The following is a 16,879-nucleotide window of genomic DNA, read 5'->3' on the forward strand; positions in this document are numbered from 1 at the left end:
TTTTTTCATTTCTGCGATAGCCGGGTTCAAGCTGGCATCGGTAATTCATTTCAAGCAGGCTCCTATGGCAGATCAATTCGACCTTGAATGTCGTGACGTGGTCAAAAAGTTTGACGCTTTTACCGCGGTAGATTCGATTTCACTTACGATTCCCAAAGGGTCCTTCTTTTCTATTCTGGGGCCAAGTGGTTGCGGTAAAACCACGCTGTTGCGCATGCTGGCCGGGTTTCAGGCACCGACATCGGGCGATATCCTTATCAAGGGATCATCGGTGCTGGGTGTCCCGCCAAACCGTCGACCGGTGAATATGGTATTTCAGCATCTGGCGCTGTTTCCGATGATGAATGTTTCGGAGAACGTGGCATACGGACTGAAACGCCGTGGTGCTGATCGGGCTACAATCGAGAAAAAGGTCATTGATACACTGGCACGTGTCGGGTTGCCGGATTCCGGCCCCAAACAGATCAGTCAGCTTTCTGGAGGGCAGAAACAGCGTATCGCAATTGCTCGCTGCCTTGTGCTGGAACCAGCGGTGCTGCTGCTTGATGAGCCGCTCGGCGCTCTTGATCTCAAGTTGCGTGAGCATATGAAGGTGGAGCTCAAGCAATTGCAGCACGAGATCGGCACGACCTTTGTTTACATCACGCACGACCAATCCGAAGCCTTGGTAATGTCCGATCAGGTGGCCGTCATGAATGCAGGCCGGTTTGAGCAGGTTGGGGCTCCGCAGGATCTTTATTACAACCCGCATACGGCTTTCGTTGCCGGATTTGTTGGAGAAAGCAATCGCTGGAAGGGGACGGTTGGCATGACGCATGACGATCATATCGTTATCAATCTACCGACCGGTGGGGCCGTTCTGGCATCTCGCAAGACTCATCCAACACTGGCTGAAGGGCAACCTGTTGATGTTTTTGTCCGTCCGGAAGCCATCGCGATTGACGGGCAGGGCAAGACTGACAATGCGATTGCCGCAAAAGTTGACAATGTTCTGTTTAATGGTGCCGCCAGCAGTGTTCAGGTCCGCGATAAGGCAACGGGCCATGAAATGACGGTTGCGTTACCGCAAACGGGTGTTTTTGCCAATCTGAAATCCGGTGATCTGGTCAATTTGACCTGGGGGGCTGAACAGACCCGATGCTTTGTCGCAGCACAAAATCAAGAGGCGACAGCATGACAAATCCTGCATCCTCGGGCACTGGCGGGGCTGTTCGCTTTGGCGCGCTATTGCTGGCTATGCCCTTGTTGCTTTGGCTGTTTTTGCTGGTGATCCTGCCGCATGTCGACTTGTTGCTTGTGTCGCTGCGTGAACGGATTTCATATGGCAAGTACGAATTCAGCCTGATCAATTACACCGAGTTTTTTGTCGAGCCGCTTTATTGGAACACCTATGTTCGAACGGCGGTGATGTCGATCATGGCGACCGTACTTACGCTTTTGATCGGTTTTCCTGTTTCCTATTACATCGCCAAAGTCATGCGGGGCAAAGGCAAGAATGTTTTGTTCCTGCTATGTCTGATCCCGTTCTGGGTATCAGAGCTGGTGCGGACGTTTGGCTGGATGATTTTGCTGCGCGAAAGCGGTGTGATCAGCAATTTCCTGCAATGGGCCGGGATCGCCGATGGGCCTGTTGAGATGCTTTATAATGATGCCACCATCATGGTGGGGCTTGTATATACGTCGATGTTGTTCATGGTCGTGCCTCTTGTGTCAGTACTTGACAGCCTTGACGACAGTTTGATTGAGGCAGGCTATGACCTTGGCGGAAATGCATTCACGGTGACACGCGATATCGTCATTCCGCATGCCATGCCCGGAATCGCGTCAGGCTGCATCGTTGTTTTCATGCTGACACTTGGTAACTATCTGACCCCGAACCTTTTGGGCGGCAAGGATAGCCTTTGGTTTACCGAGCAAATCTATACACAGTTCATCACGCGGTTTAACTGGGAATCCGGATCGGCATTCGGGTTCCTGCTGCTGGTTCTGTCATCGATGATTGTTTGGATCGGTCTGAAGCTGAGCCGCCAGACACTTTCAGAAACCGTGAGCTGAGGGAGGAAACCGCCATGATTCCGAGCATTCCGCAGCCGCGCTTTTACAAAGGCATTTACGCAGGGTATATCGCTCTATTTTTCATCTACCTTAGTGCGCCGTTGATTGTTGTTGGTGTGTTTGCCTTCAATGATAGCTTGTTCCCGTCCATGCCATGGGAGGGAGGCACACTCAAATGGTTCTTTGGCAGCGACGGTCCGTATATCGGAATATTCAATGACGGCAAGTTGCTGGAAAGCGTTGGGGTTTCAGCCTTTGTCGCATTTTGGGTGACCTTGCTGTCGGTTACTGTCGGAACCTGCAATGCGTTCCTGTTTGAACGTGCGCAGTTTCCGGGAAAAAATCTGCTTTATGTGGTGGCGTTGTCGCCCTTGGTTATTCCCGGGGTCATATTGGGCATATCGATTCTGGTCTTTTCCAATGCCATTGCAAACGGAATTGAAGAAGCGATTGGATGGGATCTTGATTTCCTGCGACCGGGGCTGTTTCTGGTGATTATCGGACAATTTGCCTTTATCACTACGATAACGACGCTGGTGATTTCTGCGCGTCTTCGCAAATTTGACATCAGCCTGGAAGAAGCCGCACTTAATCTTGGTGCAACACGACAGGCAGCTCTTTGGACGGTTACCATCCCATTCCTGAAACCGGCATTGATCGGGGCGGGGATCGTTGCATTCCTGATGTCGTTTGAAAATTTCAACACAACACTGATGCTAGTCGGATCTGATGCGCCGTTGACCATTGCCATGTTTGACCGCCTCAAACAGGGATCAACACCGGTTCTGAACGCGCTGTCCCTGCTGCTTATGGTGGTTTCTGGCGGCTTGGCATTGCTTTCCGTTTTTGTTCAGCGTGACAGGAATTCCACCTGAGATTACAGCGTCAAGATGCAGCGATCCATGTTCGCAAATGAACATTGAACGGGTATCCTTTGGGTACCCGTTTTGCATATGCAAATGGAGTTGTTGCAATGCGTTGTTGCAAGTGCATGACTTTGTAATATTTGTGAAAGTGCCGAAAAATCTGGGGAAATGTTAAATGTGCGCATGTGAAAGACATTAATGCCATTCATCAGGATTGAAAGCCTTTGCAAGCTGTTCGATTTATGAGATGTTCATATGAACATTTGAAGGGGTCGAATACACAATAAAAATCAAAAACTGACAGTTTTTAAGGTCATTTCGCGCATCAAAAGTAAATTTCCGAAAACTGTCACTTGAGGAAACGTCCCCCTCGAATGAAAACGAATGCGTTGTGTCGACCGATCAACAGGCGGTTGGCGCGAACGAGTTTTTATTTGGGAGATAGAAGATCATGTTTCGCAAAACCCTGATGGCAGCAGCAGCTGTGTTCGCACTGGGCGGCACAGCGAATGCTGCGACCGAGATCACCTGGTGGCATGCCATGGACGGCGCACTGGGCGATGTCGTCAATCAGATCACTGCCGACTTCAACGCCAGCCAAGACGAATATCAACTGGTTGCTGTGAACAAAGGCGGTTACGAAGACACGATGACGGCCGGTATTGCTGCTTTCCGCGCGAAAAACCAGCCGAACATCATCCAGATCTTCGATGCCGGTGCTGCAACCATCATTAACGCCAAAGGCGCTGTTAAACCGGTTCAGGACCTTATGCAGTCAAATGGTGTCAAGTTTGACATCAATGATTACATCCCGGGGGTTCGCTACTTCTATGCCGATTCCGACGGCAAGATGATTGGCATGCCGTTCAACAGCTCGACCCCGCTGCTTTATTTCAACAAAGATGCGTTGGCCAAAGCCGGTGTTGAGGTGCCGAAAACCTGGCAGGAATTCGAAGAAATCGCACCGAAGCTGAAAGAAGCCGGTTTCGAAGGCCTTGCCGAGTCACACAGCCCGTGGATCTTCTTTGAAAACTTCATGTCGCGTCACAACCTTCAGATGGCAACCGCCAACAATGGTTATGATAGCACGGATGTTGAACTTCTATACAACAATGACGCGCTCAAAGATCACTGGAAGCACGTCAAAGAATGGAAAGATGCCGGTTATTTCGGTTACTATGGCCGCGCATGGGGCGCCAACCAGGACGCCTTCCTGCAGCAGAAAGCCGCAATGTGGCTCGGTTCTTCCGGCTCGTTCGGTGGTCTGAAAAAATCTGCACAGTTTGAATTTGGCACTTCGACCCTTCCATATTGGGAAGGCGTTGGTGACGCGCCGAAATCGACCTTCATCGGTGGTGCCTCGCTGTTCGCATTCTCTGGCCACAGTGCAGAAGAAGATGCCGGCGTTGCCAAATTCTTCGAGTTCCTGACCAAACCGGAAACCCAGTTCTACTGGCACAAAGAAACCGGTTATGTTCCGATCACCACCGCGGCCTACGAACTTGCCAAGAAAGAAGGCTACTATAACGAAAGCCCGGACGCCGAAGTCGGCATTCAGCAGCTTTCCGAAGAAGGTGGAGAGTGGACCAAAGGTTATCGCCTTGGTTTCTACGTTCAGATCCGTGAAGTCATCTATCGCGAAGTCGACAAGATGATGAATGGTGAAGCAACCATCGATCAAGCTTTTGTTACGATCGAGGAAGAAGGCAATGCGCTTCTGAAACGCTTCCACGATACCTATTCGAACTAAGCATTATCTCGCTGACAGGGCGGCTTTTACCGGCCGCCCTGTTTTTCGATTCCTGGACCGGTCTTGGGGTTGCGTCAGCAATGAAACGCGTACAATTCGGGCACAGCCCGGTGCCATACTTTTTTGTGGCACCACAAATTCTGATTATTGCGATATTTTTCCTGTGGCCTGCCGCACAGGCAGTTTATCAGTCTTTCCTGCTTGAGGACGCCTTTGGCATGTCCTCGCAATTTGTTTGGTTCCGAAATTTTGAGGATGTGCTTTCGAGCAGCAGCTGGCTGAAGTCAGCCATTTTCACAGCTGTCTTTTCCTTCCTTGTGGCATTCATTTCCATCGCGATTTCGCTGTTTCTTGCCGTTCGGGCCGATGAAGTGATCCGTGGAGCCAAATCATATAAAACGCTTTTGATGTGGGGATATGCCGTTGCGCCGCCTGTGGCTGGCTTGCTGGGCAATATGTTGTTCAACCCGTTGATGGGAGATCTATACAAGCTGTTCAACAGCTTCGGGTTTGAGTTCAATCACATCCAGAACGCCAATGATGCGGCATTTGTCGTGACACTGATTGCCGTGTGGAAACAGGTCAGTGTGAATTTCATTTTCTTCCTGTCAGGTTTGCAGGGAATTCCAAAATCGGTAACTGAAGCCGCCACGCTGGATTGCAAAAGTGCGGAACGTCGTTTCTGGACGATTACCTTCCCTCTGCTGGCGCCAACCACATTCTTCCTGATGGTGATCAACCTGACCTATGCGTTCTTTGAAACGTTCGGGATCATCGATGTTTCGACCAAGGGATCACCGGGTGGTGCGACAGCAACCCTTGTTTACAAGGTTTATGTCGACGGTTTCCTTGGAGCGGATATGGGCGGTAGTTCGGCGCAATCCGTGCTGCTGATGATCATGGTCAGCGTGCTGACTGTGTTCCAGTTCCGATTTATCGAACGCAAAGTGCATTATTAGGGGGACGCGTCATGTATCAGTCAAAATGGCGTTCTATTACCAATCATGTGATCCTTATTCTTGGATCGCTCTTTATGATCCTGCCGGTATGGATTGCGTTCGTTTCATCGACCCATACGCGTGAATTTCTGTTTCAGAACGGCTTGCAGTTCTGGTTTGGCGGACATTTCCTTGAAAATTATGGCGCGATCCTGTTTGACACGGCAGCAACAAAAGGCCGTGTTACGGCGCTTGAAATGCTGTTTAACAGCATGGTTCTTGGACTTGGCTTTGCGATTGGCAAAGTCATCATTTCAATGATGGCGGCATATGCGATCGTCTATTTCCGCTTCCGGCTCGCGGTGCCGATATTCTGGGTCATTTTCTCGACCCTTTTGCTGCCTCTTGAAGTGCGAATTGTGCCATCCTACGAGGTGGTATCAAGCCTTGGGCTACTCAATACCTATACCGGCTTGATCCTACCGCTGATTGCGTCGGCAACAGGTACGTTTTTCTTCCGTCAGTTTTTCAGATCTGTTCCGGATGAGCTTTTGGAAGCCGCGCGTCTGGATGGGGCAGGGCCGCTTCGTTTCTTCATCGATATCCTGGTGCCGCTTTCGGTCACCATGATTGCTGCGATCTTTATCATCATGTTTGTGGTTGGCTGGAACCAGTATCTTTGGCCGTTGCTGATGACTACTGATGATCAGCTTTACACCATCGTGATCGGGATCAAGCAGGTTTATAATTCGCTTTATGAAGGCGGCCAGATTCCGCAGTTCCCCAAGGCATTTGCACTGACAATCATGGCAACCATCCCGCCGGTACTGGTGGTGGTGATTTTCCAGCGAATGTTCGTAAAAGGTCTGGTCGAAACCGAAAAATAGGCTCGATCAACCATTTGATATCAGTGATTTAAAGATACACAGATCCGCATACAGGATACGAAAATGGCAACTGTTACCCTTAATCGGGCTGAAAAAACCTATGACAACGGCTTCAAGGCTTTGCATGGTATCGATCTTCATATTGGTGACGGGGAATTCACCGTTCTGGTCGGCCCGTCGGGCTGTGGCAAATCAACACTTCTGCGAATGATCGCGGGCCTTGAAAGCATTACAGGTGGCGAGATCAAAATCGATGACCGGGTTGTCAACAATGTTGCGCCGGCTGATCGTGACATCGCGATGGTGTTTCAGAACTATGCGCTTTATCCGCATATGACCAACTATGCCAACATGGCGTATGGTCTTAAAAATCGCGGATACAGCAAGGTGGAAATCGACACCCGCGTTCGAGATGCCGCCAAGATTCTGCAGCTTGACGATTATCTGGAACGCAAACCGCAGCAGCTCTCGGGCGGGCAACGCCAGCGTGTGGCAATGGGGCGTGCAATTGTGCGCGAACCAAAGGTTTTTCTGTTTGATGAGCCGCTGTCGAACCTTGATGCAAAGCTTCGTGTCGATATGAGGCTTGAGATCAAGAACCTTCAGCAACGTCTTGGAATTACGTCAGTTTATGTGACGCATGATCAGGTCGAAGCCATGACACTGGCAGATCGCCTGATTGTCATGAATGCCGGCGTTGCCGAACAAATTGGTACGCCGATTGAAATATATGAAAAACCGGCCAGCCTCTTTGTCGCAAGCTTCATCGGATCGCCGTCAATGAACTTCCTGAACGGGACGGTTTCGGATGACAAAAGCCACGTCGTTATCGGCGATGGCAGCAAGATCGATCTTGATCATCAGATCGAGGCCGGTCGAGAACTGGTGGTCGGGGTCCGTCCAGAACACTTTACCCTGACTGTCGATGGCAGTGGTGCATTGAAGGCCAGGGTTCGAATGATTGAATCGCTTGGTGCGGAAACGCTGGTCTATCTTGAATTCGGTGAAAAGAATGAAAGTGTGACGTTGCGCATGCAGGGCACGCATCAGTTTGCCAAAGGACAGGAACTGGCACTTTCGACCACAACCGATCAGGTACATCTGTTTGACAGGGACAGTGGCAAGCGTCTCTGATCTTGATTTGATCTCTGGTTCGTCGCAAGCCGGTCTGCAGCGGCCCCGGTGCGTCTATCGTGCCGGGGCTGTTTTTTAGACGGAGGGAATGCGTAACCGGGTTAATTTTGTCCTTGTTTCGATACAGCCAAGCAGGTAGTTCCTTGGCCATACAACGCAGGAGCATCATGTGAACGCCGAACAGAAACAGGTTCTTTATCAGGAAGCTGAAAAAGAACTGATCAGCATCACCGAGGGTGAAACCAACGTCACCGCGCTGATGGCGACAATCAGCTGTATTCTTGCACAAAAGTTCGACTATTATTTCTGGACTGGCTTTTATATCGTTGATCCAGCGAAAGAAAATGAACTGGTCGTCGGGCCTTATCAGGGGACTTTGGGGTGCCTGCGCATTCCGTTTGGTCGCGGTGTTTGCGGCACAGCTGCTGCGACGCTCAAAACCCAGGTTGTTGAAGATGTTCACGCTTTTCCGGGGCATATCGCCTGTGACAGCCGGTCGAACTCCGAGATTGTCGTGCCGGTGCTGAATGCGCAAGGACAGTTGATTGCGGTGCTCGACGTCGATAGTGTCGAGGCTGGTTCGTTCGACGATACTGATCGCATCGCACTTGAAACTTTAATGCAGCGCATTTTTGCGCAATGATAACTCACCAGTTTCGTTCATACGAAACGGCGGACAACACAAACTTTGGAAGATAACCCATGGCTGGCAGTGTCAATAAAGTCATTCTCGTCGGGAACCTCGGCCGCGATCCTGAAATTCGTTTCACCCAGGCTGGCAAAAAGATTGCCAATTTCAGCATTGCGACCTCGGAACAGTGGCGAGACCGCCAGTCGGGCGAGCGTCGCGAGCGCACCGAATGGCATCGCATCGTCGTTTTCAACGAAGGTTTGGCCGATGTGGTTGAACGCTTTGTGAAAAAAGGCAGCAAGCTTTATATCGAAGGCCAGCTTCGCACCCGCAAATGGCAGGGGCAGGACGGCAAGGACAATTACACCACTGAAATCGTGCTTGAAGGATTCAACTCGAACCTGACCATGCTCGACAACCGCGGCGAAGGCGGCGGCATGGGTGGCGGCGGCGCAAGCTCTGGCGGCAGCTATGGATCGGACAATGGTGGCGGTTATGGCGGCGGATCGGATGCCGGTTGGGGCAATGGTAGCTCGTCGGGCGGCGGTTCTGCGCCTGCCGGAGCACCGGACCTTGATGACGAAATTCCGTTCTAAGACGCGGTTGGTTGCAAGACTTGTTGATGCCCTCGGGAACTTGCTTTTCCGGGGGCATTTTTGTTCATGCCAGAAGAGTGCATCTGAATAAGCCACCCAGCCGATCTTCCGGTTCCCAGCCTCGCATCTGTGAAAAGTAGCATTCCCATGACATCGAATGGCAAGTTGACCCTTGATTTCATAAAGCAGCAGGCAGAAGAAGAACAGCTAATGCCGACGAACTTCAAGCAGGTGAAGCTGACAAAGAAGTTTCTGTTGCCGCACATCCGGAAATTGCAAGACGACTTGCTACGTCTGAGATTGCAGTTTGATCGTGAGTTTGATCAGGCCCGGCACCCGAAAAAAGGCGAATATCCCCAAGGATACTGCTATGAAATCACCAAAGGCGTCAAAGAGCTTTTGGAGCATGAGTTGCAGGCGCCACAGACCGTGGGGATTGGCGCGTTACGAGATTTTTGTCTGAATGGTGGAATAGCCAAACGTGTTTGGGGCAATCTTCGACACGAATATTTTCAGAATGCTTTCCAGTTCGGCGATCTTTACGTCGATGTTTCCAATGATACAGTGACGATCACCAAGCCAAAGGTGGAAATCCTTCCGCTGGCCAAGGCCCGATTCTATTCGATCTCGGACTATGACACCTATGCCGGGCTCGCTGAGAAATACTGGAAGGGTAATATCTATCCAAACCGGCTTTTGCCTGAATTGGCCGTTATGTTCCCGATCTTCTTTGTTTCGGCGGACGGGAAGCCCGAAGCGCATGCGAATTACCAGACGATCCTGTATCGCAATATGCAACTCGATTTCGCGTTAGCGGAGAGGTTCCTGACCAAGGGCAGGTTTCAAGATCGGGTATTGCCTGAAAACCATGCCAAACGTCTGATATCCGAGTTCGGCGGTCTTGAAATGCCGGTATCAAATGATGACCTTAAAAGACACTTCGCCGCCGCCCGGCAAAGCGAATTACGGCTGGATGCTGTTCGTTGTCAATTGCTGCTTGATCAGGCGCGAGCAATTTGAAATTGTTGTAACTTCAAACATATAATGTGTTCGTTTGAACATTTGCGCGGTATTCAAATCCGGGAATATAAATTTGGTCGGACCGATCTTTGGTAACCCGGACATGGGTAGAAACTACATCGTGCAGGACTGTGTCTATGCCGTCATCCTCAACGATGCCGGTGAGGTTGCGGTTGCGCGCACTCCCAAAGGCGTTGTTCTCATCGGGGGCGGGGTCGAGCGTGGCGAAAGTGAGCGTGATGCCTTGCATCGCGAAGCATATGAAGAATCCGGTTACAGGATAGATATTCGCAATCGTCTTGGAATTGCTTCACAATATGTCAGCAATTTTACCAAAGGCCGGTTTCGGCTCAAGCGCGGTGTGTTCTTCCTGTGCGAGTTCACCGAACGACTTGGGCCGCCGGTTGAACCGGATCATGAACTGATCTGGCTTGCCTATGATGATGCGCATCAAAAATTGATCCGGCCATTTCATCGTTGGGCGCTTGAAGTAGGGTTTGCGGGAGAGCAGGCATCGCCTTAACCGCAACACTTTTTATATTTCTTGCCCGAACCACAAGGGCAGGGATCATTGCGGCCAATGTTGACGGAGTTAAGAACAGTTTTTAGGTTTCGTTGTTCGGGAAATTTACCATCTATATAAAGCCAGTTCCCGTTGCGGCGTTCAAATCGGGATATTTCGTGCAAGACATGATCGGTACCCCTATCGCGAAACCGGGCAACGAATTCGACAATACCATTCTGATCAAGAATGCCGCCTTTATCCGTCGCAATTATTTCCAGTCCAGTCCATTCGCATCTGTCCGACCTGATCTGATCCTGATCAAATCCTGATGCCTTTTCCGGAGCCAGTGTTGCCAGAAGGTAATCCGCGTCTCGGCAAACAAATGCGCTGTAACGAGCACGCATCAATTGTTCGGCAGTTGAGGCTTTTCGCTTTCCAGCCAGGATTGCCCCGCAGCAATTGTCGAAACTTTCGCCTTTTCCACAAGGGCAGGGGCCTATGGCTGCAGGTTTATGCATCGCACATCGCAACTGTCCATTGGTCACATAAATCATTTTCGCTCAAACGCATTGTTAATGTCGTGTCATACCAGCCCCAACAGGAGCGGGTATCGACCAGTCCCATTACCACATTTTATGGGGTGCCTTAAAACGCTGCAAAAAACAATCAGTATGCCTTCTTTTTGCCGTATATCGATTTTAGCGTGAAGATATTGGTATTGATAATTCCCGACTGCGTTTATCGGGTAAATTATGTAAAATACTGATATTGAAAGTTAAATATAGCTGAAATCCAGTCAGGTTTATCTTGACGAATTTAGTCGGATTTAGGTATATTAACTTTTGCGGGTGGGGGCCCAATGGCACCGCCGGATGATGTTCCGGCCTAATGGCGGACATGTAAATTGTCGATTTGCTTCGAGGAAGGAAGAGACACGATGAATATACGTTATCTTTGCGTCTGCTGTCCTCTCCCATAGGGCCTATGGGATGAAATTGCGACCGGACGAAACCATTTCCCCAAATGAATGCCGGTCGTCCACGTGATTTAAGTCACAACTGACAGTGTTTGCGCGTCATCTAAAGTCTGTTTGAATTCGTAGGAAGAATTGTCAGGCGTGGTGCGTAAACCTCTCTGGAGGACATGATATGAGCACGATTAAATTACCTGCAGTACCGCAGGACGACGGTTTCTCCGGTTACCTGAGACAGGTCTGGAAGTTTCCGATGCTCAGCGTAGACGAAGAATATATGCTTGCACGCCGCTATCACGAGCATGATGACACGGATGCAGCTCACAAGCTGGTCACAAGTCACTTGCGTCTTGTCGCAAAAATTGCGTTCGGCTATCGGGGCTATGGCCTTCCAATGGCTGATCTGGTGGCCGAGGGCAATACCGGCTTGATGCGGGCTGTTCAAAAATTCGATCCGGAACGTGGTTTCCGTCTGTCGACCTATGCAATGTGGTGGATCAAGGCGGCAGTGACCGAATATATCCTTCACAGCTGGTCGATGGTGAAACTTGGCACCATGGCAGCGCAGAAAAAGCTGTTTTTCAGCCTGCGTAAAGCCAAAAAGCAGCTTAACATCTATGACAATGGCGAACTGTCACCCGAACAGGCAGATGCCGTTGCCGAGAAGCTTGGCGTGACCGGTAAAGAAGCGCTTGAAATGAACCGTCGCCTTGCAGCGCGTGATTTCTCGCTTAACACACCAATGCCGAAAGACGAAGGCATGGAGTATCTTGATACTCTGTCGTCGGATGCACCAAGCCCGGAAAGCATCGTTGCAGATGCCGAGGAGCGTGTTTTACATAACGACATGCTGAAAAGCGCGATGGGTGAGTTGCCAGAGCGTGAGCGTGAGATTATCGAAGCCCGTTTCCTGAGTGATGATCCGATTACGCTTGAAAAACTTGGCGAACGCTTTGGCGTAAGTCGCGAACGTGTTCGTCAGCTTGAGGCGCGCGCATTCAAAAAAATTCAGGAATCTGTTCTGACGCAGCATGCTGCAGCGTGATCAGATTTCCACTAATCGATCAAAAGGCGGCATCTTCTGATGTCGCCTTTTTGTTTTCGTGGGGGGTGAATTTACCGACGTAAAGCGCGCGAGCGGGTAATGATGTCTTTGGTTTTGTCCCAAAGCCTGTAGTCATCAAGCTGCACGAAAGGCACCCAGCGGGCATCGGCAGCATCGCCGCCAGTCTTTAAATCGGTTTCTTGTGCTTCGGCGACGAAGTCGATCAGGGTATAGTGATATTGAACCTGCCCATTGCCATCTGGCGTGATCAGGTCGACTGTATCAATCAGAACCGGGGTTGATACGATGATACCGGCTTCCTCCAGGACTTCCCGCCGAACCGCATCACGCAATGTTTCACCAAGCTCCTGTGCGCCGCCGGGAATGCTCCAACTGCCTTTACTTGGCGCCTTGCCCCGTTTGATCAGTAAAACATTTTCGTCATTCCAAATAACAGCACCAACTCCGATGATCGGTCTGGCAAGGTAATCTCGCTTATCGTCGATATCAGACATCATCCTCATCTTCTATGTCTTCATCCGGATCAGGAACGTCATGGGCGACTTTTCCTGTCATTTCCCGCGCCCTTATGGCAGGTCGGCCAAGAAACTGATCTTCGGATTCCGGACGCAAAGACATCACGAAATCGACTGCTGGTGCGTCACCCAGGGCAAATTGCCGTGCAGTCTCATAATCGGGCGCTGTTACCTTCGCTGTGCGGATACCGACAGAGCCATTATCATCGTATATGTATTCAACAATCCAGACCTGCAAAACAACTCCTTTTCAATGGCGGTTGATGTCGCCTGTTTTGTTTGGTTGCGCCACAAACTTGAATGCTGCTATCACTCTATAAATGGGAGTTTCCCAGCTTAATAGTCGCAGCATTGCCATACTGTTAATGACAAATGGTGAATGCAAATATGTATTACAGGTCAAAAGATGTAATGCGACGTCTCTTCACAGGTGATCAATGACCGCCAATCACGATAACCAACATGATTCGGATAGCGAAAACGCCGGACATGCCCTTCCCAGTCCGGGCTTTTTTGCCCGTGTGCGTGCTTATTTTCTGACAGGTGTTCTCGTCAGTGCGCCACTTGTTATAACATTTGGTCTGGCATGGTGGTTTATAGAATTCGTCGACAGTAAGGTCATGCCGCTGATTCCGGGGCATTACAACCCGGTCTATTACCTGCCCGAAGGTTATCAGGAATACGGTATCCCGGGATTTGGTTTGTTGGTGATCCTGATTTTCATTACGGTTGTCGGCTGGTTCACCACCAACTTTGCCGGACGCGCGCTGATCAAGCTTTATGAACGTATTCTGGCGCGTATTCCTGCGGTTCGCAGCATTTATGGCGCGGTCAAACAGATACTTGAAACGGTGCTGGCCAATCAGTCCAATGCATTCCGTCAGGCTGTTTTGCTGGAATATCCGCGCCGCGGCATGTGGGCTATTGGCTTTATTACCGGCGAGACAAAGGGTGAAGTGCAGAACCTGACGGAAGATACAGTTATCAATATCTTTTTGCCAACCACACCAAACCCGACATCGGGGTTCCTTTTGTTCGTGCCACGCCGGGATATCGTGATCCTTGATATGACGGTCGAAGAGGCGATCAAAATGGTTATGTCAGGCGGGATTGTCACACCAACTGATCGTCGCAGTGCTGAACTTCAGGCCAAGCCGCGTGTTTCCGCAAAGACATACGAAGACGTCGATGTTTTGCGTGAAAAAGAAAACATACCGGTTCTGGTTTCCAAACATCCCGAACCGGGGAACGAGAATACCGATGACAAAAGCCGCGAGGATGCGTGAAGCGGTTTAATGGAAAACAAAAAACAAGGGCGCCGCAATTTGCAAGCGCCCTTGTTTTTTAGCCGGACCGGAAATAGCGAACGGCTTCGTCGCGCTCGAAAAGATACAGCAACAACCGCAATGCTTCGCCGCGCGGTTTTTGCAGATCGGGATCAAGTTCGACAATCAGTCGGGCATCATCACGTGCAATTGCAAGCAAATCCCCATGCATCTCGAGACTGGCTAGGCGATAGGCTTGCAAACCGCTTTGCCGGGTGCCCAATACTTCGCCAGCGCCTCTCAAACGAAGATCTTCTTCGGCAATGATAAAACCGTCTTCGGTTTCGCGCATGATTTTCAGACGAGCTTTTGAAATTTCGCCTAATGGTGAACCGTAAAGCAGCAGACAGGTTGATGCCGCGTCTCCACGTCCGATTCGTCCGCGTAGCTGATGCAACTGTGCCAACCCAAAGCGTTCAGCATGTTCTATGACCATGATTGTCGCTTCCGGGACGTTGACACCAACCTCAATCACGGTGGTTGCGACAAGAATTGACAGATCACCGTGGGCGAAGCGTTCCATCACGGCGTCCTTGTCCTTGGCTTTCATTTTGCCGTGGACAAGCCCGACACGACTTTCGCCAAAAAGTTCGACCAGAATGCGATAACGTTCTTCTGCTGCCTGCAGGTCAAGGATTTCGGAATCCTCGACCAATGGGCATACCCAGTAAATCTTGGTTCCGGTGCGCATGGCACGCCCGATGCCTGATATCACGTCATCCGCTTTGTCAGCGGGCAGGACACGTGTATCAACGGGCTTTCTTCCTGGTGGTTTTTCATCCAATCGCGATACTTCCATATCCCCAAAGGCCGTTAGGGTCAGGGTTCTGGGGATCGGTGTTGCCGTCATGACCAGTACGTCGACAGCCTGTCCTTTGCCAGCCAGCATCAAACGTTGATGGACGCCAAATCGATGTTGTTCATCGACAACGGCGAAAGCCAGATCGCGGAATTTCACTTCTTCCTGAAACAGTGCATGCGTACCAACGGCAATCTGAAAAGTGCCATCTGCAAAACCTTCGAGCGCAGCTTTACGACTTTTGCCTTTATCACGACCCGTCAGGATTGCGCAGGTCACACCGATCTTTTCAAGAAGCGGGGTGATCGTTTCAAAATGCTGACGGGCAAGAATTTCAGTCGGCGCCATCAAAGCAGCCTGACTGCCTGTTTCGATTGCATTCAGCATGGCCATCAGGGCGACAACCGTTTTTCCAGAGCCAACATCCCCCTGAAGCAGGCGTAGCATGCGTCCGTTGCCACCCATGTCTTCGTAAATGTCTTTCAGTGCGCGTTGCTGCGCACCTGTCATGGCAAAGGGAAGTTCTGCTTCAAGTGCCTTGCGCAAACGGCCATCACCATTTGTTGCTCGTCCGCCCAGCTTCCGCATCTTTGCTCGAATAAGCGCAAGGGCAAGCTGGTTTGCCAGCAGTTCATCATAGGCAAGTCGTTTGCGGGCAGGGTGGTCAGGTGACAGGTCGCCATCATTTTCAGGGTTATGAACCTGATGCAGGGCGGACTTCAGATCAGGCCATTTGTGCCGCGCCTGTAGGGCGGGGTCATGCCATTCCGGGAGCTCCGGTACCATCGCAAGAGCCGCACGAGTTGATTTGGTAAGAGTTTTACCCGTGACACCAGCTGACATCGGGTACACAGGCTCCACGGTTTGAATTTCATCACGCTCGGCCTCGGTACCAATTCGGTCAGGATGGGTGATCTGGTATTCACCGCGATAATGATCAATTTTGCCCGAGATGATACGCTTTTCACCAACCGGCAGAACTTCGTTCAGATATTTGGCCCTGGCATTGAAAAATGCCAAAACCAGAGGGCCACTTTGAGTTTTGCAAATGACCCGATACGGGCGGCGCCGATTTGGCGGGGCATCATGGCGTTCGATCCAGACATCCAGCGTAACAATCGATCCATCAATTGTTTCTGTTAGAGGCGGAGAAAAACGTCGATCAATCAGCCCCGATGGCAGATGCCACAGCAAATCGACCACATGTTCGCCGCCGATCAACCGCGCAAGCAAAGGCTTCAGGCGCGGGCCAATGCCAGGCAAGCTGTCGACTTCAGCAAAAAGCGGGAACAATATTTCCGGGCGCATGACGGTTTTCGTTGTGTTTTCGGGTAAGAACGTTAATAGAACAAATCGGTTTAGGTGCTGGGTATACAACAAAATTATCGTGCGACAATCGACAAGTCACGAGCCAATGCAAATTGGATGGATGACAGCATGGACCAATTGGCGAATTTACCGTACAAACCATGCCACAAAAGACAAACTGTGCCTTTGGTTTTATGCCGATGCACAGTGACCAGAAAAGACAGGAGATCGAACGTGAGTATCGACAGCAAAGAACTTGAAGTCCGACGCAAGAAATTGCTGTTTCGCGGCGGCCATCGCGGGACCAAGGAAAACGATATCCTGATCGGTCGTTTCATGGAGGCGCACCTTGCCACCCTGTCAGAAGAACAGCTCGAACGTTTTGAAATCCTGATGAATGATGTTCCCGATGCCGATTTCTTTAAGTGGGCAACGGGCAAAGAGCAGGCACCGGAGGAATATGATACCGACGTGCTGCACATGATTCAGGAACTTAGCAACGCCAGATAAA

At 50.6% G+C, this 16,879-nt stretch carries 18 protein-coding genes; 14 read left to right on the plus strand and 4 right to left on the minus strand.

Annotated elements, in window-relative coordinates; all coding sequences use genetic code 11:
• Positions 1-64 precede the first annotated feature (64 nt).
• The 11 genes from SMB34_RS19555 (at position 65) to SMB34_RS19605 (ending at position 10,400) form a co-directional block, all read left to right on the plus strand.
• Positions 65-1,177: an ABC transporter ATP-binding protein gene (locus tag SMB34_RS19555; protein WP_037992643.1), complete on the plus strand. Its 1,113-nt coding sequence runs from the start codon at positions 65-67 to the stop codon at positions 1,175-1,177.
• Positions 1,174-2,055 carry an ABC transporter permease gene (locus tag SMB34_RS19560; protein WP_007089600.1) on the plus strand — a complete coding sequence of 294 codons (882 nt, stop codon included), beginning with the start codon at positions 1,174-1,176 and terminating at the stop codon, positions 2,053-2,055. The genes SMB34_RS19555 and SMB34_RS19560 overlap by 4 nt, the downstream gene beginning before the upstream one ends.
• A gap of 14 nt (positions 2,056-2,069) precedes the next feature.
• Positions 2,070-2,930 (plus strand): ABC transporter permease, encoded by an 861-nt coding sequence (locus tag SMB34_RS19565; protein ID WP_007089599.1) that lies wholly within the window; start codon positions 2,070-2,072, stop codon positions 2,928-2,930.
• A gap of 442 nt (positions 2,931-3,372) precedes the next feature.
• Positions 3,373-4,671, plus strand: coding sequence for a sn-glycerol-3-phosphate ABC transporter substrate-binding protein UgpB (gene ugpB, locus SMB34_RS19570; RefSeq protein ID WP_037992560.1), 1,299 nt, complete (start codon positions 3,373-3,375; stop codon positions 4,669-4,671).
• An 80-nt stretch (positions 4,672-4,751) separates the two neighbouring features.
• Positions 4,752-5,630, plus strand: coding sequence for an ABC transporter permease subunit (locus tag SMB34_RS19575; protein WP_007089597.1), 879 nt, complete (start codon positions 4,752-4,754; stop codon positions 5,628-5,630).
• 11 nt (positions 5,631-5,641) lie between these two features.
• Positions 5,642-6,496: a sn-glycerol-3-phosphate ABC transporter permease UgpE gene (gene ugpE / locus SMB34_RS19580; RefSeq protein WP_007089596.1), complete on the plus strand. Its 855-nt coding sequence runs from the start codon at positions 5,642-5,644 to the stop codon at positions 6,494-6,496.
• A 63-nt stretch (positions 6,497-6,559) separates the two neighbouring features.
• The gene (locus tag SMB34_RS19585) at positions 6,560-7,630 is read left to right on the plus strand and encodes a sn-glycerol-3-phosphate import ATP-binding protein UgpC (RefSeq protein WP_007089595.1); all 1,071 of its coding nucleotides are present in this window, start codon (positions 6,560-6,562) and stop codon (positions 7,628-7,630) included.
• A 169-nt stretch (positions 7,631-7,799) separates the two neighbouring features.
• Positions 7,800-8,273, plus strand: coding sequence for a GAF domain-containing protein (locus SMB34_RS19590; RefSeq protein ID WP_007089594.1), 474 nt, complete (start codon positions 7,800-7,802; stop codon positions 8,271-8,273).
• Positions 8,274-8,332: 59 nt separating this feature from the next.
• Positions 8,333-8,857 carry a single-stranded DNA-binding protein gene (gene ssb / locus SMB34_RS19595; RefSeq protein ID WP_007089593.1) on the plus strand — a complete coding sequence of 175 codons (525 nt, stop codon included), beginning with the start codon at positions 8,333-8,335 and terminating at the stop codon, positions 8,855-8,857.
• Positions 8,858-9,004: 147 nt separating this feature from the next.
• Positions 9,005-9,877, plus strand: a complete 873-nt coding sequence (locus SMB34_RS20815; RefSeq protein WP_051682431.1) for a hypothetical protein — start codon at positions 9,005-9,007, stop codon at positions 9,875-9,877.
• Between the two features lie 103 nt (positions 9,878-9,980).
• Positions 9,981-10,400 (plus strand): NUDIX domain-containing protein, encoded by a 420-nt coding sequence (locus SMB34_RS19605; RefSeq protein ID WP_233421867.1) that lies wholly within the window; start codon positions 9,981-9,983, stop codon positions 10,398-10,400.
• Here the strand turns inward: SMB34_RS19605 and SMB34_RS20970 are convergent.
• A complete protein-coding gene (locus tag SMB34_RS20970) occupies positions 10,397-10,936 on the minus strand; it encodes a YchJ family protein (protein WP_233421868.1) in 540 nt (179 codons plus the stop codon). The two genes, SMB34_RS19605 and SMB34_RS20970, sit on opposite strands and share 4 nt — an antisense overlap.
• A 594-nt stretch (positions 10,937-11,530) precedes the next feature.
• On the opposite strand from SMB34_RS20970, the gene rpoH reads away from it, so the two are divergent.
• Entirely contained in the window at positions 11,531-12,400 is an 870-nt protein-coding gene (gene rpoH, locus SMB34_RS19615) for an RNA polymerase sigma factor RpoH (protein WP_037992565.1), read from the plus strand.
• A 71-nt stretch (positions 12,401-12,471) separates the two neighbouring features.
• Here the strand turns inward: rpoH and SMB34_RS19620 are convergent, their stop codons facing one another.
• The gene (locus SMB34_RS19620; RefSeq protein WP_007089588.1) at positions 12,472-12,918 is read right to left on the minus strand and encodes an NUDIX hydrolase; all 447 of its coding nucleotides are present in this window, start codon (positions 12,916-12,918) and stop codon (positions 12,472-12,474) included.
• Positions 12,908-13,174 carry a hypothetical protein gene (locus SMB34_RS19625; RefSeq protein ID WP_007089587.1) on the minus strand — a complete coding sequence of 89 codons (267 nt, stop codon included), beginning with the start codon at positions 13,172-13,174 and terminating at the stop codon, positions 12,908-12,910. The genes SMB34_RS19620 and SMB34_RS19625 overlap by 11 nt, the downstream gene beginning before the upstream one ends.
• 199 nt (positions 13,175-13,373) lie before the next feature.
• On the opposite strand from SMB34_RS19625, the gene SMB34_RS19630 reads away from it, so the two are divergent.
• Complete coding sequence (locus SMB34_RS19630; protein ID WP_007089586.1) at positions 13,374-14,222, plus strand: DUF502 domain-containing protein; 849 nt, start codon at positions 13,374-13,376, stop codon at positions 14,220-14,222.
• A gap of 58 nt (positions 14,223-14,280) precedes the next feature.
• On the opposite strand, the gene recG is transcribed toward SMB34_RS19630, so the two are convergent.
• Complete coding sequence (gene recG / locus SMB34_RS19635; RefSeq protein WP_037992567.1) at positions 14,281-16,368, minus strand: ATP-dependent DNA helicase RecG; 2,088 nt, start codon at positions 16,366-16,368, stop codon at positions 14,281-14,283.
• Positions 16,369-16,602: 234 nt separating this feature from the next.
• Here recG and SMB34_RS19640 point away from each other — a divergent pair, with 234 nt between their 5' ends.
• Positions 16,603-16,878 (plus strand): FAD assembly factor SdhE, encoded by a 276-nt coding sequence (locus SMB34_RS19640; protein WP_007089584.1) that lies wholly within the window; start codon positions 16,603-16,605, stop codon positions 16,876-16,878.
• Position 16,879: the final 1 nt, after the last annotated feature.

It is taken from the genome of Thalassospira permensis NBRC 106175 (genome assembly GCF_000714555.1).
Classification (GTDB): Bacteria; Pseudomonadota; Alphaproteobacteria; order Rhodospirillales; family Thalassospiraceae; genus Thalassospira; species Thalassospira xiamenensis.